26 protein-coding genes and 1 tRNA gene are annotated in these 22,668 nt (G+C 43.0%); 7 read left to right on the plus strand and 20 right to left on the minus strand.

The genetic code is table 11. The features are described from left to right. Nucleotides 1–27 precede the first annotated feature (27 nt). The gene (gene cueR, locus PSI23_RS00715; protein ID WP_273553256.1) at nt 28–432 is read left to right on the plus strand and encodes a Cu(I)-responsive transcriptional regulator; all 405 of its coding nucleotides are present in this window, start codon (nt 28–30) and stop codon (nt 430–432) included. Here cueR and PSI23_RS00720 read toward each other — a convergent pair. The 5 genes from PSI23_RS00720 to tesA form a co-directional block, all read right to left on the minus strand. Then, on the minus strand, nt 423–884 hold the full coding sequence (locus PSI23_RS00720) for an NfeD family protein (RefSeq protein ID WP_273553257.1): 462 nt from the start codon (nt 882–884) through the stop codon (nt 423–425). The two genes, cueR and PSI23_RS00720, sit on opposite strands and share 10 nt — an antisense overlap. Before the next feature lie 2 nt (nt 885–886). Continuing rightward, complete coding sequence (locus PSI23_RS00725; protein ID WP_273553258.1) at nt 887–1,816, minus strand: SPFH domain-containing protein; 930 nt, start codon at nt 1,814–1,816, stop codon at nt 887–889. 47 nt (nt 1,817–1,863) lie between these two features. After that, a complete protein-coding gene (locus PSI23_RS00730; RefSeq protein ID WP_273553259.1) occupies nt 1,864–2,742 on the minus strand; it encodes a co-chaperone YbbN in 879 nt (292 codons plus the stop codon). 81 nt (nt 2,743–2,823) lie between these two features. After that, nucleotides 2,824–3,594, minus strand: a complete 771-nt coding sequence (locus PSI23_RS00735) for an SDR family oxidoreductase (protein ID WP_273553260.1) — start codon at nt 3,592–3,594, stop codon at nt 2,824–2,826. Between the two features lie 63 nt (nt 3,595–3,657). Further along, nucleotides 3,658–4,290 carry a multifunctional acyl-CoA thioesterase I/protease I/lysophospholipase L1 gene (gene tesA / locus PSI23_RS00740; protein ID WP_273553288.1) on the minus strand — a complete coding sequence of 211 codons (633 nt, stop codon included), beginning with the start codon at nt 4,288–4,290 and terminating at the stop codon, nt 3,658–3,660. Here tesA and ybbA point away from each other — a divergent pair. After that, nucleotides 4,261–4,947 (plus strand): putative ABC transporter ATP-binding protein YbbA, encoded by a 687-nt coding sequence (ybbA, locus tag PSI23_RS00745; RefSeq protein WP_273553261.1) that lies wholly within the window; start codon nt 4,261–4,263, stop codon nt 4,945–4,947. The two genes, tesA and ybbA, sit on opposite strands and share 30 nt — an antisense overlap. Beyond that, nucleotides 4,944–7,376 carry a putative ABC transporter permease subunit YbbP gene (ybbP, locus tag PSI23_RS00750; RefSeq protein ID WP_273553262.1) on the plus strand — a complete coding sequence of 811 codons (2,433 nt, stop codon included), beginning with the start codon at nt 4,944–4,946 and terminating at the stop codon, nt 7,374–7,376. The genes ybbA and ybbP overlap by 4 nt, the downstream gene beginning before the upstream one ends. An 85-nt stretch (nt 7,377–7,461) precedes the next feature. Here the strand turns inward: ybbP and PSI23_RS00755 are convergent, their stop codons facing one another. Genes PSI23_RS00755 through PSI23_RS00765 form a run of 3 tightly spaced genes read right to left on the minus strand, consistent with a single transcriptional unit; the run spans nt 7,462 to nt 10,704 of the window. Continuing rightward, on the minus strand, nt 7,462–8,517 hold the full coding sequence (locus PSI23_RS00755) for an LLM class flavin-dependent oxidoreductase (RefSeq protein ID WP_273553263.1): 1,056 nt from the start codon (nt 8,515–8,517) through the stop codon (nt 7,462–7,464). A gap of 42 nt (nt 8,518–8,559) precedes the next feature. Next, a complete protein-coding gene (locus tag PSI23_RS00760) occupies nt 8,560–9,837 on the minus strand; it encodes an MFS transporter (protein ID WP_273553264.1) in 1,278 nt (425 codons plus the stop codon). Nucleotides 9,838–9,891: 54 nt separating this feature from the next. Next, nucleotides 9,892–10,704: an outer membrane protein OmpK gene (locus PSI23_RS00765; protein ID WP_273553265.1), complete on the minus strand. Its 813-nt coding sequence runs from the start codon at nt 10,702–10,704 to the stop codon at nt 9,892–9,894. Nucleotides 10,705–11,212: 508 nt separating this feature from the next. Between PSI23_RS00765 and PSI23_RS00770 the strand changes: the two genes are divergently transcribed. Together PSI23_RS00770 and PSI23_RS00775 are read left to right on the plus strand one after the other, a co-directional pair. Continuing rightward, nucleotides 11,213–11,599, plus strand: a complete 387-nt coding sequence (locus PSI23_RS00770; protein ID WP_273553266.1) for a riboflavin synthase — start codon at nt 11,213–11,215, stop codon at nt 11,597–11,599. Then, complete coding sequence (locus PSI23_RS00775; protein ID WP_273553267.1) at nt 11,574–11,837, plus strand: riboflavin synthase; 264 nt, start codon at nt 11,574–11,576, stop codon at nt 11,835–11,837. Before PSI23_RS00770 ends, PSI23_RS00775 begins: the two co-directional genes overlap by 26 nt. 229 nt (nt 11,838–12,066) lie before the next feature. Here PSI23_RS00775 and purK read toward each other — a convergent pair whose 3' ends face one another. The 4 genes from purK to ppiB all read right to left on the minus strand — a co-directional run bounded on the left by purK (nt 12,067) and on the right by ppiB (nt 15,165). Next, entirely contained in the window at nt 12,067–13,149 is a 1,083-nt protein-coding gene (gene purK / locus PSI23_RS00780) for a 5-(carboxyamino)imidazole ribonucleotide synthase (RefSeq protein WP_273553268.1), read from the minus strand. Further along, on the minus strand, nt 13,146–13,670 hold the full coding sequence (gene purE, locus PSI23_RS00785; RefSeq protein WP_273553289.1) for a 5-(carboxyamino)imidazole ribonucleotide mutase: 525 nt from the start codon (nt 13,668–13,670) through the stop codon (nt 13,146–13,148). Before purE ends, purK begins: the two co-directional genes overlap by 4 nt. A gap of 166 nt (nt 13,671–13,836) precedes the next feature. Beyond that, nucleotides 13,837–14,559 (minus strand): UDP-2,3-diacylglucosamine diphosphatase, encoded by a 723-nt coding sequence (locus PSI23_RS00790; RefSeq protein ID WP_273553269.1) that lies wholly within the window; start codon nt 14,557–14,559, stop codon nt 13,837–13,839. A gap of 111 nt (nt 14,560–14,670) precedes the next feature. Then, the gene (ppiB, locus tag PSI23_RS00795) at nt 14,671–15,165 is read right to left on the minus strand and encodes a peptidylprolyl isomerase B (RefSeq protein WP_273553270.1); all 495 of its coding nucleotides are present in this window, start codon (nt 15,163–15,165) and stop codon (nt 14,671–14,673) included. A gap of 271 nt (nt 15,166–15,436) precedes the next feature. Here ppiB and cysS point away from each other — a divergent pair, with 271 nt between their 5' ends. After that, nucleotides 15,437–16,819, plus strand: coding sequence for a cysteine--tRNA ligase (cysS, locus tag PSI23_RS00800; protein ID WP_273553271.1), 1,383 nt, complete (start codon nt 15,437–15,439; stop codon nt 16,817–16,819). A gap of 123 nt (nt 16,820–16,942) precedes the next feature. Here the strand turns inward: cysS and sra are convergent, their stop codons facing one another. The 3 genes from sra to folD all read right to left on the minus strand — a co-directional run bounded on the left by sra (nt 16,943) and on the right by folD (nt 18,593). Beyond that, a complete protein-coding gene (sra, locus tag PSI23_RS00805) occupies nt 16,943–17,179 on the minus strand; it encodes a stationary-phase-induced ribosome-associated protein (protein WP_273553272.1) in 237 nt (78 codons plus the stop codon). Nucleotides 17,180–17,505: 326 nt separating this feature from the next. Beyond that, nucleotides 17,506–17,718: a ribosome-associated protein YbcJ gene (gene ybcJ, locus PSI23_RS00810; protein ID WP_273553273.1), complete on the minus strand. Its 213-nt coding sequence runs from the start codon at nt 17,716–17,718 to the stop codon at nt 17,506–17,508. Further along, on the minus strand, nt 17,718–18,593 hold the full coding sequence (gene folD / locus PSI23_RS00815; RefSeq protein WP_273553274.1) for a bifunctional methylenetetrahydrofolate dehydrogenase/methenyltetrahydrofolate cyclohydrolase FolD: 876 nt from the start codon (nt 18,591–18,593) through the stop codon (nt 17,718–17,720). Before folD ends, ybcJ begins: the two co-directional genes overlap by 1 nt. Before the next feature lie 190 nt (nt 18,594–18,783). Here folD and PSI23_RS00820 point away from each other — a divergent pair. Beyond that, nucleotides 18,784–18,860, plus strand: a tRNA-Arg gene (locus PSI23_RS00820). A gap of 21 nt (nt 18,861–18,881) precedes the next feature. On the opposite strand, the gene PSI23_RS00825 is transcribed toward PSI23_RS00820, so the two are convergent. From PSI23_RS00825 to PSI23_RS00845, 5 genes are all read right to left on the minus strand, one after another. After that, on the minus strand, nt 18,882–20,039 hold the full coding sequence (locus PSI23_RS00825) for a tyrosine-type recombinase/integrase (protein WP_273553275.1): 1,158 nt from the start codon (nt 20,037–20,039) through the stop codon (nt 18,882–18,884). Between the two features lie 662 nt (nt 20,040–20,701). Beyond that, nucleotides 20,702–20,977 carry a DUF5405 family protein gene (locus PSI23_RS00830; protein WP_273553276.1) on the minus strand — a complete coding sequence of 92 codons (276 nt, stop codon included), beginning with the start codon at nt 20,975–20,977 and terminating at the stop codon, nt 20,702–20,704. A gap of 168 nt (nt 20,978–21,145) precedes the next feature. After that, nucleotides 21,146–21,805, minus strand: a complete 660-nt coding sequence (locus PSI23_RS00835; protein WP_273553277.1) for an MT-A70 family methyltransferase — start codon at nt 21,803–21,805, stop codon at nt 21,146–21,148. Between the two features lie 174 nt (nt 21,806–21,979). Then, entirely contained in the window at nt 21,980–22,234 is a 255-nt protein-coding gene (locus PSI23_RS00840; protein ID WP_273553278.1) for a hypothetical protein, read from the minus strand. Further along, complete coding sequence (locus tag PSI23_RS00845) at nt 22,231–22,560, minus strand: hypothetical protein (protein ID WP_273553279.1); 330 nt, start codon at nt 22,558–22,560, stop codon at nt 22,231–22,233. The genes PSI23_RS00840 and PSI23_RS00845 overlap by 4 nt, the downstream gene beginning before the upstream one ends. Nucleotides 22,561–22,668 lie beyond the last annotated feature (108 nt).

Raw genomic sequence — 22,668 nt, forward strand, 5'->3', positions numbered from 1 at the left:
CTGCAAGGGGAAGGTCAAGGGGGAATTATGAATATCAGTGAAATTGCTCATAAGACTGGTTTAACCAGCAAGGCGATTCGATTTTATGAAGAAAAAGATCTCATTACTGCGCCGGAGAGGGGAGATAATGGCTATCGTTATTATCGGCAAAAGCATATTGATGAGTTGATACTTTTGCGTCAGGCGAAAGAAGTCGGATTTACGTTGGAGGAGTGTCGTGAATTACTGCGATTATTCCGCAATCCTAGCCGCCACAGTGCGGATGTAAAAACGGCGACTCAGCAAAAAGTGGCAGAAATAGAAAAAACGATTTTGGAATTGCAAAAGATCAAGAAAAAACTACTGGCATTGGTGGCTGAATGTCCGGGAGATGATGGAGCTGATTGCCCCATCATTGAGCATTTATCTGGCTGCTGTAAGTATCATGTTTGACGGGAAATAGGCCTCACCTTTAATGTGATTCCGTCAACAGCGATGACCTCAACTTCAGTATTGGCAGGAAGTTCTTGGTCACAGTGAACGCGCCAACTACCATCGGCCAGTTTGACTCGCCCAAAACCGTTTTCGGTATTCGTGATTAAACGGGTACGAAGTCCAATCAACTGGTGATTTTTCTGATTGAGAATTTTATCATGAGCTTTACGGGGACGATGGCGTAGCCAGCTACGCCATGCAATAGCAGAAAGCAAGGTCAAAACAGCAAACAGAGTACCTTGCAGTTCCCAACTTAGGTCAGGAAAAATCCATGTGATCAGGGCGATAACTATGGCTGCAGTTCCTGTCCACAACAGATATCCTGCCGTTCCCAGCAATTCCGCAATCAGAAGCAGCCCACCAAAACAGAGCCAGAACCAAGCTGGCTGAGTGGCGATCTGTTCAATCATGACTATTTATCCTGTTTGCTTTTCTTGCTTTCGCCGATTAATTCAGCAATACCACCAATGGCTCCCATCAAATTGCTGGCTTCCAGTGGCATCATAATAACTTTACTGTTATTTGAGGCACCAATGTTGGTGAGGGCATCAGTATATTTTTGGGCAATAAAGTAGTTAATTGCCTGCATATCGCCATCAGCAATAGCGTCAGAAACCATTTTAGTTGCACGAGCTTCTGCTTCTGCCGCCCGTTCACGGGCTTCCGCTTGCAGGAAGGCTGACTGCCGCTCACCCTCTGCTTTCAGGATTTGTGACTGTTTTTCCCCTTCGGCTTTCAGAATCGCTGCCTGGCGGATACCTTCTGCCTCAAGAATATCTGCACGTTTAGTACGCTCTGCTTTCATCTGAGCGTTCATTGCGGAGATCAATTCTTTAGGTGGACGCACATCGCGGATCTCAATACGCGTGATTTTTACCCCCCACGGGTTAGTAGCTTCGTCGACGATTGTCAGTAGTCGGCTGTTGATGGAATCACGCTGGGACAGCATTTCGTCCAGTTCCATCGAACCCAGTACGGTACGGAAGTTAGTCATTGTCAGATTAATGATGGACAGTTCCAGATTACTGACTTCATAGGCTGCGCGTACTGGATCGACAACCTGAATAAAGCAGACCGCGTCAATAGTTACATTAGCGTTATCGCGAGAAATGACTTCCTGTGATGGGATATCCAAAACCTGTTCCATCATATTGATTTTGCGGCCGACACGATCAATAAACGGCATGATGATATGTAGGCCGGGCGTCAATGTACGGGTATAGCGCCCAAAGCGCTCAACAGTCCATTGATAACCTTGTGGAATGGTTTTTACACAGGTAAAGACGATAACAACAGCAATAATGATTAAAATCGGTACAGCACCAAAAGAGAGTAAATCCATAAAAATTTCCTTATCTGTTAATTATGGAATATATAAGTTTTGTTTGCCTAATAGAGTAAAGAGTATACATGACGACGGTATTTAGATGCCAGTACATCTCCAGTACCCAGTGTAGAAAAAATATCCATCATCGTCTTTTTCACTGCACCATCGGCAGCAGCAAGATCTTTCTTCAAAAAACTAAACAACAATTCGAGGGCTTCTTCATTACGGCCAACTTTGTGTAATTCGGACGCCAATTGTACGGCTAATTCTGCATTTTCTGGTTGAGCTACTAACTCTTGTTGCAGTTGTCGAATCTCAGGTGAATCTGCGGCCTGTTTCTGAGACTTAATATGTTCAAATAACTCATGATAACGTTCATCTTGTTGTTCTAATGGGACGGTATCCAGTATTTTTTGGGCGTCTTCAAGATGATTGAGTGAAAGATTTACTTCGACCAACAATAACGTAATCTCAATATCTTGCGGATTTTCTTTGTGGACTTCTTTCAGTAAAGATAACGCCTCCAGACTCTTGCCTTCTTCAAGCAACTCGTTCACTTGTTCTAATGGTGACTTTTCTTCTTGTACCAGAAGAGTGGAGAAAATTTTTCTGATAGCGTCATCAGTTTGGATGCCTTCAAAACCTTGAACAGGGCGGGCTTCTTTTACAAACAGCACAGTAGGCAAGCCACGTACACCAAATTGTGCGGCGAGATAGGGAAGTTCGCCACAATTGACTTTTGCCAGAGTAAATTGCCCTTCATATTCATGGGCTATTTTGTCAAGAGTTGCTTCTAATTCATGGCAATGTAGATCCTGTGGTGACCAGAAATAGAATACAACGAGTTGGTTGAGTGAGTGCTGTACAACTTGAGCAACATTCGATTCATCAATATTAATGATATGAGCAGTATTATTGTTTATATTCACTGTGGGTTCCATGGACGTTTCTCTCTGGTTCGTTGCTAGGCGATGGTATGTATAAATAAGACCCGTTCGTACGTTTTTCAATGCTTCTTAGCTTTACCAACGTACTATTTTATCGAGCCATTTTTCCGGGAGTATACGACGCATTATTTTTACGGTGTAAGTTATCAATGTAACAGAATAACGTAATTTAGGATTGGGACTTTCCAAAGCGTGAATCAGTTTCGAAACCACATCTTCAGGCATAAGTGTGAAACGGCGGGCAAGGCTTGGGTTTTCGACCGGATGATCCTGCTGCGTTTGATTCACATTCTCCGTAAAACGGGTATTGATTGGTCCCGGTTCTATCAGGCTGACTTTAATGCCTGTTTTTGCTAGTTCTCCCCGCAAAGCATCTGACCATGCTTCGAGGGCATATTTACTGGCTGCGTATGCACCACGGCCAGGTGTTGAGAGTAATCCCATAACAGAGCTGGTTTGGACAATTCGTCCCGCACCATAAGCCCGTATGGCTGGCAGCAATAAGCAGGTAAGTTGATGAGTGCCAAAGAAATTAGTGGAAAACTGTTTTTCCATCTGCTCACGCGAAACGGTTTCTAATGGGCCATAAACAGCGAATCCACTATTATTGAATAGCCCGAACAGACGACTGTTGGTTAATTCGATTACTGTTTTGGCTGCACGCTCTACACTTTCTTTATCATCTAAGTCCAATTCAATCGGCTCGAACCCCAACTCTTGCATATGAGCTAAATCAGCGGGTTTACGGCAAGCTGCGAGTACGCGGTAACCACGTTGATGAAGTGTTTTGGCCGCTGCTAAGCCGATTCCACTAGAACATCCTGTAATAAGAATTGTTTTTTGCATAACTTTACCTGTTGTTTGCATCAATTTATGGAAATAAATGATTTACTATTAGGAATGATTTACTTAAGGATAGTTGATGCATGCCGACAATTTGTTGGACATCCAATCAGCAATAAAAGATTGTGCAGATTGATTAGGATGCAGTCCGTCGTCTTGTATCCATTCTGGTTTAGTAGCAACGTGCTCCATAAAAAATGGTAGTAGAGGAAGTTGATTGCGTTCAGCAAGTGCAGGATAAATTTTTGCAAAGGATTCAGTATAACGTTTTCCGTAATTAGGGGAAATTCGGATTTGCATTAACAACGGTTGTGCGTTGGCCTGTTTGATCAAAGTAATACTCTGTTGCAAATCTTGTTCTATCTTTTGAATGGGAAAACCACGCAGTCCATCATTCGCGCCAAGTTCTATCAGAACCCATTTGGGATTGTGCTGCTTCAATAATTCAGGCAAACGTTCGAGCCCCTGCGATGCGGTATTGCCACTAATACTGCCGTTAACGATGACAGTTTTTTTACCAGCTTGTTGCCATTGTTTTGCCATTAGTGCAGGCCACGACTGCTCAACCGGCAAACGGTATCCGGCACTGAGGCTATCTCCCAATATCAGCAAAGTATCCGCAGCAGTTGCTCTGGCACTGCATAGCACTAACAATAAAAGGAAAAATACATGGCTGTAGAAAGTATTCTTGAAGTTCATCATCTCACTAAACATGTAGGCCAAGGGGAACAGGTAATTAATATATTGCAGGGTATTGAGTTGGTTGTCGAGCCAGCACAGACAATTGCATTAATTGGCGAATCAGGTTCAGGGAAGTCAACACTTCTGGGGATTATTGCTGGATTGGATGATGGCAACAGGGGAGAAGTCCACCTGTTGGGACAGAATATCAGCCGCATGAATGAAGAGCAACGGGCGAAGTTAAGGGCAGAAAATGTGGGTTTTGTTTTCCAATCGTTTATGTTGATTCCAACCCTGAACGCGCTGGAGAATGTTCAACTTCCGGCGTTGTTGCGCGGCGAACCGGAACACCAAAGTCGTGAACAGGCTATTGAGTTACTCGAACAGTTGGGATTGGGAAAGCGGCTGAAACATATGCCAGCTCAACTTTCGGGTGGTGAACAGCAGCGGGTGGCTTTGGTTCGGGCGTTCTGTACCCGCCCCAAAATTTTGTTTGCTGATGAACCAACAGGCAACCTTGATCGCCAGACAGGTGATCGCATTGCTGATTTATTATTTTCTCTCAATCAGGATTACGCGACTACTTTGATTGTGGTCACCCATGACAGCCAACTTGCTGCCCGTTGTCAGCGTCGTTTACGTCTGATGGATGGAAAATTACGGGAGGAAGCATGATCTGGCGCTGGTTTTGGCGTGAATGGCGAACACCATCTCTTCTGATTGTTTGGTTATCCCTGACATTGGCGGTAGCCTGCGTGCTGGCATTAGGGCGTATCAGTGATCGCATTGATCAGAGTGTGCATTATCAAAGCCGTGATTTTTTGGCGGGTGATTTTGTCTTAAAGGCTGCGTATCCGATTGATGAAACTTGGTTGAGCAGGGCACAAGAGCTGGGATTGACACTGAGTCGCCAAATTTCATTTTCGACCATGACATATGCGGGAGATATTTCACAACTGGCTCAGGTAAAAGCCGCAGATGAACGTTATCCTCTATATGGAGAACTGGAAACCAATCCGCGTGGGTTAAAGCCAGAGAAGGGTTCTGTGTTGGTGGCTCCGAGATTACTGACACTGTTGGGAATTAAGGTTGGGGATAATCTTGACGTGGGAGATGCCACGTTGAAAATTAGCGGCGAATTGCTGCAAGAGCCTGATAGCGGTTTCAGTCCCTTCCAGATTTCTCCCCGAATTTTAATCAATATTGATGATGTTCAGGCAACAGGAGCGATTCAACCCGGCAGTCGGTTGACTTACCGTTATATGTTTGCGGGTTCTTCTGCCGCCACTCAGTCATTCCAGCAATTTGTTGAACCACAACTAAAAGCGGATCAACGCTGGCTGACATTGAAACAGGATAATGGCGTAATGGCGCAATCCATTGAACGCGCCCAGCAATTTTTACTGTTATCAGCTTTGTTGACATTGCTGCTTGCTGTAGCTGCGATGGCAGTTTCCATGACTCATTATTGCCGTAGTCGGCATAACCTGATCGCCATCTTGAAAACACTGGGGGCAGGACGTTGGGCTTTGCGCCAATGGCTCATTGGACAATGGTTGGTAATATTGCTTGCTGCCATAGCGGTAGGCTCTACTTTAGGCTTGGTTTTTGAATCGGTATTGATTCGAGTTTTGGCTGAGATGTTACCTAAGATGTTGCCAGCGGCAGGAATGTGGCCGTGGGTATGGGCGATTGGAACCCTATTTGGTATTGCAATATTGGTGGGCATTCGCCCGTATCGCCAACTCATGGCTACCCAGCCTTCACGAGTATTGAGAAGTGATGTAACAGCGTCTATCTGGCCATTGCGTTATTATTTACCTGTGGTGGCGTTAATGATAATGGGGGGATTGGTATTATTGGCAGGCACTCAGCCTTTGTTATGGTCACTTTTGGCAGGAGTGCCGATTGTTGCGTTGTTTTTGGCGCTATTGGGATGGGTGGGATTATGGTTGCTGCGCCGTGTGACATTCCGCCAGTTAAGCCTGCGTCTGGCGGTCAATCGGTTGTTGTGTCGACCATTTCAGACCATGACCCAATTAGCGGCATTTTCCCTGTCATTTATGTTGCTGGCTTTACTTATTATGGCAAGGGGCGATTTATTGAGTCGGTGGCAGCAGCAATTGCCGCCGGATAGCCCGAACTATTTCCTGATTAACATGACTCAACCGCAAATTGCTCAAGTTAGCGATTTACTGTCCAAATATCAGGTGAAGCCTACCGATTTTTATCCTGTAGTGTTGGCGCGGTTGACGCAAGTGAATGGACAATCTGCGATTGAATGGGCGGCTAAAAAACATCCTAATAGTACGACCGTGAGTCGTGAACTAAACTTAACATGGAAAACAGAATTACCGCCTTTTAATACTCTGAGTGCAGGGACATGGCCTCCCAAGCCGAACGAAGTTTCCATAGAGCAAGGCGTTGCAGAACGATTGAAAATCAAGTTAGGAGATAAGCTTACATTCACAGGTGATACCCGAACGTTTCACACCACAGTAAGCAGTATTCGCAAGGTGGATTGGGAAAGTATAAATCCAAACTTTATTTTCATCTTTGCTAAAGAAACGTTGGAAAATCAGCCCAGAATGTGGCTGACCAGCTTTCATTATGAAGGCAATGGACGGCTGTTAACAGAAATTAACCGTCATTTCCCGACCATTGGCATACTGGATATTGGTTCGATAATCAAGCAAGTACAAAGCATTTTGCAGCAAGTTAGCAAGGCATTGGAAATTATGGTTGTTCTGGTGATGATTTGTGGCGGATTGCTTTTATTGGCACAAATTCAGGTCGGGATGAATCAACGACAACTTGAATTGGTGGTATACCGTACATTGGGAGCGAGCAAAAAACTTTTGCGTCGTACATTATGGAGTGAATTTGCTCTGCTTGGTTTTATGGCTGGTTTGGCGGCGGTATTTGGTGCAGAAATCGCACTTTGGTTGTTGCAGACTCAGGTCTTTGATTTCCCGTGGCAACCACAATGGCTGATGTGGCTTCTGCTTCCTATCATCAGTAGCTTGCTGCTTTCAGTATGTGGTGGTTGGTTGGGCGTTAGGCTATTGCGGAAACAAGGACAATATCGGCGTTTGCCTGAATAATATTCACTATATAGAATAAACCAACCAAGTTAAAAATAAACCTCGTTAAAATAACGAGGTTTGTCATTTGAAAGACTGGATATTATCAGGCAAATTCCGCTCTTAATCTGGGTAGGATTTGATCCCCAAAAATTGTTAATCCTTTTATGTAATCGGGGAAAATCAACATCACACCATCCAAATCACAATTACGCATTAAATCTGTCAATTGTCTGTAGCAGGTATCCGGTGTACCAATGGCGGTATGGGTCATAAAGGCATTTTGCGAACGTTCTACCATCGCATTGTTTTTTCCATCCATATCGACCCCAAAACTGTGCATCATATTTTTGACGGCTTCTACATCCAAACCTTGACGGTAGAATTGGGTGAGCGTTTCAGCATAGGCATCTGTTTCAGCGCAAATCACGGTACACATGCAGAATGTTTTGGTTGTTGTGTTGTACTCAGCGGCGATGCGTTTGGCGGTTAAACTGATATTTCGGGTTTCTGCCTCATCTTTACCGCCGATAAAACATACATCGGTATGGCGTACACTGAAACGCAGCCCTTGCTCGGATTGACCAGCACAAACAAGATAAGGACGAGGAAGGGAAAGAGGTTTAGGTTCAGAAACGCACTGCTTCAAATGAAAGTAAGTGCCATCATGGTCTACCTGTTTTTCATGCCAAAGACGTTTAATCAACTGAGTCCATTCTTCAGTCATGGCATAGCGTTGGTCATGGTTCAGACTATCATCCCATTCACCCATTTGTTCAAATTCATCCCGAAATGAACCTGAAACAATATTCAGGCCGGCACGACCCTGACTAATGTGATCCAACGTAGCGATCATTTTGGCGGTAACCGCCGGATTATGCAGCCCGGCATGAACAGTAGCGATCAATTTTGCGCGGTGAGTCACTTCGGCAATGCCAGCCATCATCGTGACGGATTCGAGTGAGCAACCCCAATGATCGGTTTCACCACCAAACCCGCGCCATTTTCCCATGGACATAATGAAATCAAGGCCAATATGATCGGCCAAAATGGCAGCTTCACGGTTTTGTTTATAAGACGCATCCAGTGGCGGCGTGTTTTTGGAGATGATCCATCCACCTTTGGCGATGGGCAGAAATACGCCGAACTCTTTCTTTGACATCACTATTTCCTTGTTTGTATGTTGTTTTAGTTCATTTTTATCCTATTCAGTAAATTGAGTATCTTTGATTGAGTGCTTTCCCATTTTCTGAGCAGGTGGTTTCATCATCAATGTTACGACAAGAACAACAAATACGGGGATAGCAATAATTAAGAATGCTGAAGTAAAACTGCCTGAATAATCCTTGATAGTACCAGCAAAAAAAGGAGCCAGGCACGCCAGTGTGGAAAACAGGTTCATGATTGAAAACAGTTCCAGATAAGGCTTGCGGCCAAAATAATTCGCCAGTAATACACTGGAAGCGAGGAAAGTCATGCCATATCCCATCCCGACAAACACCGTGAATGCAATCAAAAATGGCCATGAAGAGGCAATGCTCAGTGCAATTAAACCAAGAATGATGATGGCCAGACTACCGATCAGTAATTTTTTCGGATCTACCCACTCTCCGACTGCACCACCTGCCAATCTGGAAAACGCATTGATAAAGGCCATTGTGCTTAGTAACCCAGCGGCGATGGCTTCGCTGAAACCATTTTCAATAATATGGGCAACTGCAAAACTATTGACTGTAATACCACACCATAAAAATGCGGTGTAAGTTGCGGCGATCACATAGAACTGCCATGTCCGCAGGGCTTGATGTGCCGTCCAACGTTGCTTGGTACGATAAATGCCGGGATTATCCTGACTGTTATGTTTTTGGTTTACGGCCTTGGCATGGGCGACTTCCCGTTTTCCCTCCTGAAGAGTAATAACTGTCAGGATAACGACAATGGACAGGGCAATGGCGGAAATCATCCAATGCATTCGCCATGTTCCCCAAACACGGGTTGCCAGAAAATAGATCCACGGACCTACCACGCCTCCCAATCCCCCTATAGTGAAGTAGAAACCAAAAGCAAGGGATTGTTTCTCATATAGCCGTGAAATCACATAAGTACCCGGGACTGTCGCCAAAAAGGTAAAACCGATACCAATTAAAGACGCACCAATAAAATACGATGAAATAGTGTGTGTGTGATAAAGATTGTAGAAACCAGCCAGAAAAATCAGCAGACCGACGCACAGAGTGAAACGAACGCCAATTTTACGAATGAATACCGTTGGCAGGAAACTGGATAGCCCGCAAGTCAGGCCAAGCAGCGTGAAGCCTAAACCCGCATTTGTCCAACTCCAGCCCAGTTCATTAATCATACTGGGTAGGACAACACCCAATGACGTAAAGGTTGTTGCTGTGGATAAAAAATAGACCATGCCTAAAAGTATCAGCAAAAACCACTGATAAGTACGCCCGAATTTGTCGTGTTGAATGGACATTGTGACCCCATCAAGGATATAAACCATTAAAAACGGCACTATTTTATGTGTTTATTAGGAAAAGCTGTATCGAATAAACACCCCATAGTTAAATTGATTCGTACGAAAGTCAGATGTATCTTTTATTTTGTACTTATTTTTGACTGGATTTACGACAACACCTGCCCACAGATGACCAGCTTGATACCCTAATTTTTTCCCCAAGTCATAATGCAGCTCAGGTTTGAAATCGATCATTTCGGGGTTATCACCTAAACCCAGTGTATAATCGAAAGTTCCTACAATGCGGAAATCCCCTAGTTGATTACTGAAAGGAATACCATAATCAATATGGATACGCTGATCATTCCAATTTCCCTTGGCATTATTTTCAAAATAAAAAATAGTACGCAACCAACTGAACCCACTCACTTGCCAATCAAGACTGATACCGGGGAAATAGTCATATTTTACATTTTTGGTTTTAGCTATCCACTGAGCAAACAGCACATCTTTTAATGGGCCATAGGAAAGATCATAGCCTGTGATTTTACTGGCACTCAGTCTTGGTACGAACTTATAGTAATAGGTACTTTTATCGCCTTTGTAATTATGTTGCAGAGAATTTTGCCAAATGCTGTAGACATACATATCACCAATCTTGTAATCACCAAAGGCTTCTACAATGGGTGAAATGGTTTTTTGAGGATCAATCTTATTTTCGAATTGGAAGTAAAGGCTGGTATCGATGGACTGAAAATTGACAAAACTTTCTGCTTGCACAGGTATTGATAAAAGAAAATAAAGTGGAATAGCAGATAAACCCGCAGTTGTGGCTGTAATCGACCTCAAGGTGTTATTGATTTCCTGTTTCCTTAGCAATAGCACTTGGTGTCTCCTTGTTATCTTATCGACATTGATTTTAAGATGAAGGGTATATAAAAAATTGAACGGATTGTCTATTACTTAAAAGAAAATAGGCAGTTCCTGAAGACGGTTTAGCTTACCTTAAGGTTAGTGATGTAATATTCTTTAGATAATATAGAAAACGCTATTATTTATTGAGGTTTTTATTTGCATTCAATTTATTTTAAATTCCAAGTTATTTTTTATCTGAAAAGTATTTGGTGTGTTTTTCTTAAGGTTTATTTAAAGAAAAATAATTTGTAAAAATTATAGCTCATGTGCTGAATGATTTTATGAATCATGTAGGCTATCAATATTTTTATTTGGGAAATTTTATTTAACTATAAATCATAATATTTATCTAATATAAATTACGAAGTGAAAATGATCTTGTGTATTTTTTTTGGGTTGTCATGGAAAATTTAAATGTAAAAGGTAATATGTAGAAAAATTAATTTTGTAGCATACCATTTGGTTCAAGGGGAATATCATGTATACAGGCATAGTACAAGGTAAAGAGCACGTATTATCACTCAATAAAAATAATGGATTTAGCACTCTGGAAATCAGTAATAACAACCGTTTTTTAGATGATGTTACAGTTGGAGCAAGTGTCGCAATAGATGGCACATGCTTGACCGTTACCCAATTTAGTGAGGATAGCGTTTATTTTGATATTTCTGATTTTACAGCAGATACCGCAACGTTAAAATTTCTCTCGATTGACGATGAAGTTAACGTCGAGCGATCACACCAGATGCATAAAGAAAATGGTGGGCACAGTCTTTATGGGCATGTAGAAGGAATGGCAGAAGTTGTTGAATTTACCGCAACAGGGGGAAACTTATCGGTTGGTTATCAAGATCCCTCAAGATAATATTAAATATTTTTTCCTCAAAGGTTTTATTGGATTGCATGGTTGTAGTTTAACAATCAATGATATTGATGAAGAAAATAAGACGATTGCTTTAAACCTGATCCCGGAAACATTAAGAATGACTAACCTCAGCAAGATTAAGGTGGGTGATTTCCTCAATTATGAAATAGATCAAACGACAAGAACAATTGTTGATACATTATCCCGAACGCTTTCATCTCAAACACGAGCATTTTAAGCACGTTCACGAATGTAATAACTTTTAACAAAATTGATATGGGAAGTGGTAGCTCATCTTCAATCATTACCACTTCCTTACTCTGGCGATTTATACCCAATGGGTTTCAAGGTGCGTCGTGGCGGCCAGGGAGTGAATCCCCGGGAGCATAGATAACTACTATGTGGCCGGGGTGAATGAGCGCAGCAACAAAGAGGCAACTTGAAATACGAAAGGTATAAATAACCGATCAACTTAATTTATCTTGTGCCCACTTAAGACTGCTCTGATATTCTGTTGGCAATAATGAGGCTAACGTTTGCAGCGTCGTTTTCAATATCCCCTTATCCGCATGAGTCACATTTAAGTGACCTACTTTACGTACAGGGCGAACTTCTTTTTCATACCAATGTAAACGAACCAGCGGCAAGCTAAGCCATGCGGGGTTTATTCCTGTACCGATCAGGTTGATCATGACGGATGGCGCAAATATTTCTGGTTGTGGCATGGGAAGATTCAAGATCGTTCGTAGGTGAAGTTCAAACTGGCTGATAGAAGCCCCATTTTGTGTCCAGTGACCACTATTGTGAACTCGCGGAGCTAATTCATTGATCAACAAATTATCACCAACAATAAAGCATTCCATCGCCATAACACCCACATAGCTCAGGTGATTCATGATGGCGGACAGCATCTTCTCTGCTTGTTGTTGAAACTTTTGTTGAAATTGCTTATCGGCAGAATCAGGCAAAGCAACACTGGTACGCAAAATACCTTCCTGATGCAAATTGTGAGTCAGTATATAGAATACAGATTCACCTTCGGCATTACGGGCACCAACCAGAGAGACTTCTCCTGAAAACGGAATGCCTTGTTCTACAATACATTCACCGTAAACTTCAGGCGGAAGAATTGTTTCATCACCCGGCCGGATACGCCATTGTCCACGCCCGTCATAACCTCCTGTCCGGCGTTTCACAATGATGAAATCCCCTAACTCTGTAAATAGCTGAGGCCATTGGTCGGGGGTGGAAAGCAGTTTCCACGGTGCGGTTGCCAAGCCCAATGTGTCCATGAGCTGCTTTTGTGGCAAACGATCAGCCAGTCGTGGAAAAATATCGCGATTGATAAAAGCCTTATGATGCGCCAGTTCTCGGGTTAATGCAGTTTCGGGCCAGCGCTCAATTTCTGCGGTGATAACGCTGCTTTGATAAGGTACAGCTTCCGGCTCGGCATCCAACCCAACAGGATAAACAGTGATCCCCAGCGGCTCACCTGCTTGACGCAGCATTCTGCCTAACTGACCATTTCCCAGTACACAAACAGGCTTCATGCATCCTCCCGTGGATCTGGATTATCCAAGACGGTTTGTGTTTGTTCATTGCGCCAATCTGACAAACGTTGAAACAGAGCGCTGTCATGCAAAGCCAGCACTTGGGCTGCCAACAATGCGGCATTTGCTGCTCCTGCCTTGCCAATAGCCAATGTGCCGACAGGAATGCCTTTTGGCATTTGTACAATAGAATACAGGCTATCGACACCGCTAAGCGCAGCGCTTTGTACCGGAACGCCAAACACAGGCACTAAAGTTTTGGCTGCCAACATTCCCGGTAAATGTGCCGCACCGCCTGCACCAGCGATAATCACATCAAAACCGTTTTCTTTCGCCTGTTCTGCGAAATGAAAAAGTTTATCCGGTGTTCTGTGTGCTGAAACAATTTCAACATGGAAAGGAATAGCAAGAGAGGTCAAAATATCGGCTGCATGTTGCATCGTTGCCCAGTCGCTTTTCGAACCCATGACGATGGCAATTTTGGCGTGGTGCTGGTGCTCTATTTCTGTTGTAGAAGTCATAGCTGTTGTGGGATCAGGACTGGACGTCATAAATCAGAAGCTCCTGTATGGGGTGTCTACCAGAACAAAGATGAAATTTCAGACGACGGATCATATCACGCTAATTGCACAAGGAAAACGTTTGCGTCGATTGATTTGTGGATTTTTCCAAAATAAGCAAAGGAGCTTAGAAGGGGAAGGATACTAACTCAATAGACGTTTCTGTGACTTTAAACATTGAACCTTGAGCATGCCATGCTCCTAATACACCACGATGCACAGCTTTATCACCAAGTTGGATATCGTGTATTGCGGGGCGATGCGTATGCCCGTGAATTATCCAATCTGCCTGATGCTTTTTGAAATGCTCGATAACAGCCTCTTGATTGACATCCATAATAGATTTGGATTTTTGGCTGTTGGCGTATTGGCTGCCCGCCCGCATTTTGGTTGCAATTTTCAAGCGGATAAATAAAGGGAGAAACAGGAATAACCGCTGTATCCATGGAGTATGTACTCGCTTACGATACTGCTGATAGCCGATATCATCAGTGCATAGTGTATCGCCATGCAAAATCAGAATACGTTTACCATATAATTCCAGTACTTTTTCCTGCGGTAGCAGGATCAAGCCGCTCTCTCTGGCAAAACGAGAACCAAGTAAAAAATCACGATTGCCATGAATGAAATAACAAGGAATACCTTTTTGTTTCAGTTCATTAAGTGCTTGGGCGATTTTAATGTGTAATGGGTTGGGATCATCATCACCAATCCAGTAATCAAAAAAATCACCGAGGATATAAAGACTCTCAGCATGAATTGCATCTTCACGTAAAAAACGCAGAAAACCGGCAGTGATTGCCGGTTCTTGTTCACTAAGATGTAAATCTGCAATAAACAGTGTACTCATGTAACGATTAATTATTCTCTGAAGTAACCATTCTCTGAAATAACTATTCTCTGACAGTAATTATTCTCTGACAGTAATTATTCTCTGACAGTAATTATTCTCTGACAGTAATTATTCGCTGACAGTCACACGTTCAATGATCACATCTTCACGTGGTACATCTTGGTGCATACCGCTGCGGCCAGTGGAAACACCTTTGATTTTATCAACCACATCCATGCCTTCAACAACTTCAGCAAATACACAATAACCCCATCCATCTGGACGCTCTGAACGGAAGTTCAGGAAATCGTTATCCACAACGTTAATGAAGAATTGGGCAGTTGCAGAATGTGGATCATTGGTACGTGCCATTGCGAGAGTGCCACGGTTGTTTTTCAGGCCATTGTTAGCTTCGTTCTTAATAGTATCCTTAGTCATTTTCTGCTTCATGCCTGACTCAAAGCCACCGCCTTGAACCATGAAGCCATTGATAACACGGTGAAAAATTGTGTTGTCATAAAAACCTTCAGAACAGTAACTCAGGAAGTTTTCAACAGTTACAGGTGCTTTATCAGCGAATGTTTTGATTACGATATCGCCAAAGTTGGTGTGGAAAGTCACCATAATAAAAATCCTAATAATAGTTTTGATTAACCCCGTATTTAGGGGATTCGGAACAACCGCTGTTATATCACATCTCAGATTTTGAGTCAGTACTCTGGGTTGCATCAGAATAAGGCGGCTTGTGGTACTTGCAATGCATTGCATATCAAGGTGAAATACCTCACCTGACTTCTCTATGCCCGTTTATTTATGACGCGGATAAAGAAGCTTATAATCAATCAACTCATTTGATTTTATTACACGTACATCAATTTTTACGGAAAACCCACTGATGCTAAAAATTTTCAATACTCTCAGTCGTCAAAAAGAAGAATTTAAGCCGATTCACGAAGGGAAGGTGGGCATGTACGTGTGTGGCATTACCATTTATGACTTGTGTCATATCGGTCATGGCAGAACATTTGTTGCATTTGATGTTATTGCCCGTTACCTGCGTTATCTGGGATACGATCTGACGTATGTCCGTAACGTCACTGACGTTGATGACAAAATTATCAGACGTGCAACCGAAAATAAGGAAAGCTGTGACGATTTGACCACACGCATGTTGGCAGAAATGCACAGCGACTTTGATACACTGAATCTCTTGCGTCCGGATTTAGAACCTCGTGCAACACAACATATCCCAGAGATCATTGAAATTACGGAAGAGCTGATTAAGCGTGGTCATGCTTATGTTGCCGCGAATGGTGATGTTATGTTCTCCATTGACACCAATCCTAATTATGGACTGCTTTCCCGTCAGGATTTGGAACAATTGCAGGCGGGTGCCCGTGTTGAAGTGGCAGATGTAAAACGTAACCCAATGGATTTCGTGTTGTGGAAAATGTCCAAGCCGGGTGAGCCTAGCTGGGAATCTCCGTGGGGTGCAGGCCGTCCGGGCTGGCATATTGAATGTTCCGCAATGAACGGCAAGGCGCTGGGTCACCATTTTGATATTCACGGTGGTGGCTCTGATTTGATGTTCCCGCACCATGAAAATGAGATTGCACAATCAACTTGTGCCCATGATGGCCCTTACGTCAATTATTGGATGCATTCCGGTATGGTTATGACAGATAAAGAGAAGATGTCCAAATCATTGAACAATTTCTTTACCATCCGTGATGTGCTGGAATATTATGATGCTGAAACCGTGCGTTATTTCCTGCTGTCCGGCCACTATCGCAGCCAGTTGAATTATACGGAAGAGAACCTGAAACAGGCGCGTACTTCCCTTGAACGCTTGTATACATCCCTGCGTGGTACAGATAAATCTGCTCAGCCTGCTGGTGGAGAAGCGTTTGAAGCCCGTTTTACTGAAGCAATGAACGATGACTTCAACACACCGGAAGCGTATTCAGTCTTGTTTGACATAGCGCGTGAGCTGAACAGCCTGAAGACAGAAGACATGGCGGCAGCTAATGGTCTGGCTGCTGAACTGCGTAAATTAGCGGGTATTCTCGGTCTTTTGGAACAAGATCCAGAACATTTTTTGCAAGGCGGAGCACAGGCAGACGATGACGTAGCCCAAATCGAAGCACTAATCAAACAACGTAACGATGCTCGTAAAAACAAAGAGTGGGCCTTGGCTGATGCGGCTCGCGGCCAGTTAAGTGAAATGGGAATTGAGCTGGAAGATGGGCCGCAAGGAACAACATGGCGCTGTAAGTAATTGATTCCAGAACCGCCCCTTAGATGGGCGGTTCAGTTTTTATCGCATTTACACTTTCATAACGATATTTTTAGCTGTAATACTTAGCTGTGTTATATATGAGTGGAATAAAAACCGACAAATTTATCGATGAGTATTTAGATACTCAGGATAGAAAGCATTTACAGCGTGATAGGTAACTTTTCCAGAAGCTGAGTCCCGTTTCATGGAAACAAAAGAGGAATTACTCAGATGCTCTGGTACTTGATGTGTATTATCACCGGAAGCAGGATTGAGAAGAGAAATTTTTACTCGATGTTTAGAATTACTTAATTTATAAGACAAACCCAACAACCTTCTTGCAGCTCTATTACTTAACATAATTAACCCCGTTTCAGTTGTACGTAAGCCTCCCAGTATAGCAACTTATTAGAAAACCAAAACATTGCTGACATAATTGTTTATCAAGACATCGTCAATGTCACATATCCTGCAGATAAAACCAGATAAATTTACTGTCAGAAACATCAATATCATTAGACGTTTAATATTTTTCTTGGATTGACTATTGGTTCGATATTTACTGGATTGGTTTTTGGAGGGCTTTTGATTTTGCGTTTTGTCTTATGCTGACAGTGATAAAAATAATTAACTGTTAAGTCTTTCATTTTTCAAGTTGCAGCCTTGTGAGCTGCAACCCTACTTAGTTACTCTTCAACGCGAACAGATTCGCCATTAAAGGTAACCACTTTACCGGCAACAATTTTGCAGCGTTTACGGGTTTCAACTTGAGAATCGACCTTCACCAAACCTTCTGCAATCACTGTTTTTGCCGCAGCTCCACTTTCACACCACCCTTGAAGCTTCAGCAAATCACACAATTCGACATAAGGGTGACCATCTAAACAAAAAATTTCCATTAGTAACCTTCAGTTGTATCTACATCATGATATTCCTCGCAAGCCTGCAAGGTATTTTGAATTAATGTTGCAACAGTCATAGGGCCAACACCACCGGGTACAGGGGAGATCCAACCTGCGCGTTCGGACGCGTTATCGAAATCTACATCACCAATGACTTTGCCATTTTCCAGTCGATTAATGCCGACATCAATCACAATCGCGTCAGGTTTAATCCACTCGCCGGGAATAAAATTTGGCTTACCGACCGCGACGATCAGTAAATCAGCCTGTTCAACATGTTGACGTAAGTTTTTGGTAAAGCGATGCGTTACCGTAGTCGTACAGCCTGCCAGCAACAATTCAAGACTCATCGGACGTCCAACGATGTTAGAAGCACCAATAATAACCGCATTTAGCCCATAAGTATTGATATTGCAGCGCTCAAGCAGGGTTACAATCCCGCGGGGAGTACAAGGGCGCAATTTTGGGGCACGTTGGCATAGACGACCGATATTATAAGGGTGGAAACCATCCACATCCTTATCGGGATGAATACGTTCCAATACTTTGACGTTATCAATACCGGCAGGTAGAGGGAGTTGAACTAAAATACCGTCGATTTCCGTATCGGCGTTTAGGTTATCTATCAAGGAGAGTAATTCGGCTTCGCTGGTGGTATCAGGCAGATCATAAGAGCGGGACATAAAGCCGACTTCTTCACAGGCACGGCGTTTGCTTGCGACATAAATTTGAGAAGCGGGATTTTCGCCCACTAAAACGACGGCAAGACCCGGCGCTCGTTTTCCGGCTGCAACACGTTGCCTGACTTTTTCTGCAACTTCGCTTCTGATTGTCTGCGCAATCGTTTTCCCATCAATAATTTTTGCTGACATGTATTTAAGATTCCATCATCAAGTATAGGAATAAGTGCTATTTTGTCAGAACATGAACCGCCTGTCAGTTTTATTGGTAATCATAAAATGAACATATGAGCGAAAAGCCCATTGACTCATTCCATTATGCCCGTATAATCCGGTGCTGCATCAACGCATTAATGATGTTTCTTATTCTGCATACCATAATGCGCCCTTAGCTCAGCTGGATAGAGCAACGGCCTTCTAAGCCGTAGGTCACAGGTTCGAATCCTGTAGGGCGTACCATTTAAAATCAAGCACTTATCCCTATTTTGCAATCGCTAATTTTCCTGACTGGGACGGATTTGGGACGCAACCACCAAAAATTGCATCAATTTGTCGCGCATGCTCAGTAAGATGATTGGGTGCTAAATGAGCATAACGCCTTACCATTTCTATTGACTCCCATCCGCCCATCTCTTGTAAAATTGATAGTGGAACGCCTAACTGAACCAACCAGCTAGCCCATGTATGTCTTAGATCATGGAACCGGAAATTTTCTATCCCTGCTCTCTTTAATGCAGAGTTCCAAGCTGTGTTATCATCAACACGCATTTTTCTGACTTTAGGCATGACTTTCCCATCAGGATTGGTTGATGGCTTGGTATGGACAAACACCCATTTACTATGATTTCCTATTTGCTCACGCAATACCTTGCAAGCTGTTTCGTTTAGGGCTACCCCTATAGCCCTAGACGATTTACTTTGATCTGGGTGTATCCATGCCACTTGTCTTTGCATATCAATTTGAGACCATTCCAGATTAATAATATTTGAACGCCTCAGCCCTGTAGACAGTGCGAACTTAACGACTGACTGTAACGGGTCGGGACATTCATCAACTAACCTTTGAGCTTCATGAGGCTCCAGCCATCTGACACGCTTATCTCTGACAGCGGGCACCTTAATCACCGGCGTTTTCTCTAGCCACTTCCAGTCCCTTTCGACTGCTCTTAATAGAGCTTTCATCAAGGCTAAGTGTTTTGCTTTGGTTGCTACCGATACCGAGACTTCTTCATAGGCGGGGATTTCTTGCCCTTTTTTCTTTGCAGCCTTAACGTGGCTCTCCCAACGCTCCTTGGCCTTACGGTTTTTCATCTTACTAACCGCAGTATAAATACTGGCTTCGGTAATATCCTTTAATCTTACTCCGCTGAAATATCCCAGCCAGAACCCCATGCGCCCCTTATCATCATCCAGTGATTTTTTATCGGCCTTTTCCTCAATCCATCGCAAACAGGCTTCATCAAAAGTTACGTCAGGAAAGTCGCCTAATCGCTCTATACGCCATAATTCAGCCTTTCTTCGGTCGTGCAGCTCCTGAGCTTGCTTTTTGTCCGTTGTTCCAAGAGACTCCTTAATTCTTTTGCCGCTTGGCGTCGTGTAGTTCCCATACCACGTATTTCCTCTACGGAAGATTGACATTGTGTATCTCCTTTTTCTGTCGCATCTACCGCGCTCACAGGCACAGTTTGGATCGGATTGTTAATTGCTGCAATACATGCGGCACGTGTAAATAAATATGGCGAGTTCGGTCTGGTGGGATTTTTCTTGGTGTAGGCTATCTTACCTATCTTGCACCAAAGGGATAACGTATCTACATCAATCCCTATGAAAGCTGCTGCTGACTTACGGGATAGAGTGACGCTTTCATTATTAGCGATAAGCCTCATTACTTCATCTCCTCATTAAAAATTTCTACCTAAATCTGTTAATAATCTTCCTGAGATACAATTTAAATCTCAGCCGAATTAATTTTATTTTGCTGCTTTCATATCGCGTCAGTTCTAAATACTGTTCGCAGTGTTCGCAGGAATTTTCGTAATAATATGCTTCTTCAAAATCCAGCTCTTTATTGCAATGGGTGCACCTCACTATTTCGTCTCCTTATCAATCATATCTACGTAGTATCGCAGCCACATCACAGGCTGAAATTTGCGCTTTTGATGTGGCGACATAACGGTTTCAAATCGGGCAGGTGTTTATTGAGTATTGCGGCAGTTTGTTGATCGGTTCGTTTCTTGATTTTGAGTAATTCTTTTCGGCACTCCCTCGCCACCTTCCTCCTTGCGTTCTCGTATGATTGGTTATTCATCGGTGATGGAATTTAATTTCTCAGCAAACTCTTTGGCGATTAAATCTATTTTTTCGCCGAGCTGTTTAATTCCCTCAATATCATCGTCATTTATTTTCATCCTAATTAGGTCACGGATTAGTTGATGCAGATGTTGATAATAACTAATCGGTGATAAACTTTCCTGACCAATATTTTCACCTGACTGTGATATTCTCTTAGTGTTTAACGTGAATTTTCGACTATCGGACGTAATGACGTATTTGCCTAAATTAATTCTTAGACTCATGCTATTTTCCTCATTTGTTCATTGCCGACACTGATTAAATAGTCTCGGTCAACAGTTGCTATTGCTAACCTTCATTCCATGCCTGATTGCGAGTTTTCATGCCGTTCTTTTTTGCAGTGCGCTGTATTTTTTTTAATGTGTGCTCGTTTATCAAGTGCAGCATCAAATCTAGCTCTTCTCATATTTAACTCCATTAATAAATTCGATATTGTTGACGGGCGATTCATTGCCATATAAATGCCAGCCGTCCATTGACTCACGGGCGAATAATTCAATGCGGGGTACGTCTCCGTATAATTGCTCTAACCGATGATGAACCTCTCTCGGTTTTTGGCTATGCTCGCCCAGACAGGAATAAACAACCTGTTTCACATTGGCGCTCTGGCGTGGCAGTCCGTTACCCCTGATAGCGATCAATACGTCCTCTGTGTTACTGCGGGTGTAGTTGCCGCCGTTCATCCGTGTTTCGGTATTGAGTAATTCCATGAAATCCCAGCTATCGAGTATCCGCTCTTCCTGAATGGCTCTGTCTATGCGAGCCATCGCCAGTTTGTTGAGCTTCACCCACGTGAATAATTTCATCGTTTTGACCGTGAATCCCCATGCCTCAGCTAACCGGATTGCCTCCAATGCAAAATTACCCGTGTACCACATGGCGAGGACAGAGTTTTCAGCGGCTATTTTTTCGATGGGTAATCGGGTGAGGGAATAAAAATCGGTGGTGGTATAGTGGTTGCTGGCTGCTCCATTGCTGGCTGAATTATTATATTGCCACGGCGGATCAGCTAATATGAGGCTGTATTTCATTTCTCCGCCTATCCCGCTCATAATCCTCCCCGCACTCCCGGCTACAGAATGCACCGTGTGTTGCTTTCTCGGTCTCACACCATCGGCACATCCCGTTGATACTGGTTAGTGGTGGTGGTCGGTTCTGGAGGGCATGAGATAGATTCGGCTCATTTAATTCATTTGCTGCGTCGATAATGTCCATGTTATTTCTCGCTATTTGTTGGGGTGAGGATATAGTGCTACTGCAAATACACTTTTCCCATCACCTATATCATGAATGCTTTTATAAACCTCACCATCAGCTAAATTATATATAGCAACAGGCTCCATATTTTCATATTTGTCTAGGCGTTTTAATATTGTTATAAATTCATCCAAATCTAAAGTTACTTCATTATTGCCCGCTAATTTTAATTTCTCGGTTGATTCTAATGTCACGTTTATTTGTTTAATCACATTATTGCTCATTTCTGATTCTCCCGTTTGTAATTTTCACATTTGAAATTAATACACGCTCCCTCGTGGCCGACTTTTTGACTATTGCATTTGTCACAATAAATTCTGTCCAGTTCCGAATCCCACTCCCCACCTAATTCATCCTGAGAACACGATTCAAAAACAACTCTGGCTATTTTAATACAGTCAGGACATGTGATTTTTCCTTTTTTTAGTTTTTTATAACGACCTATGTAATCCCATGAAATCCCACATAGAGTGGCGAATATATCCTCGTTGTTAGTGGGTAAATGATTATATGAAATACCGAGTCCGCTACCATGGATAATTTTAGCCATTATCATCACCTATATATTTAATTTTACCCGTCAATATCCCATCAATTAGTGTGCGCATTTCCCAGCACCAATAAAATGACTCGACATAAACAGATAATTTCCCGTGGT

The organism is Xenorhabdus yunnanensis, assembly GCF_028598805.1.
Lineage (GTDB): Bacteria > Pseudomonadota > Gammaproteobacteria > Enterobacterales > Enterobacteriaceae > Xenorhabdus > Xenorhabdus yunnanensis.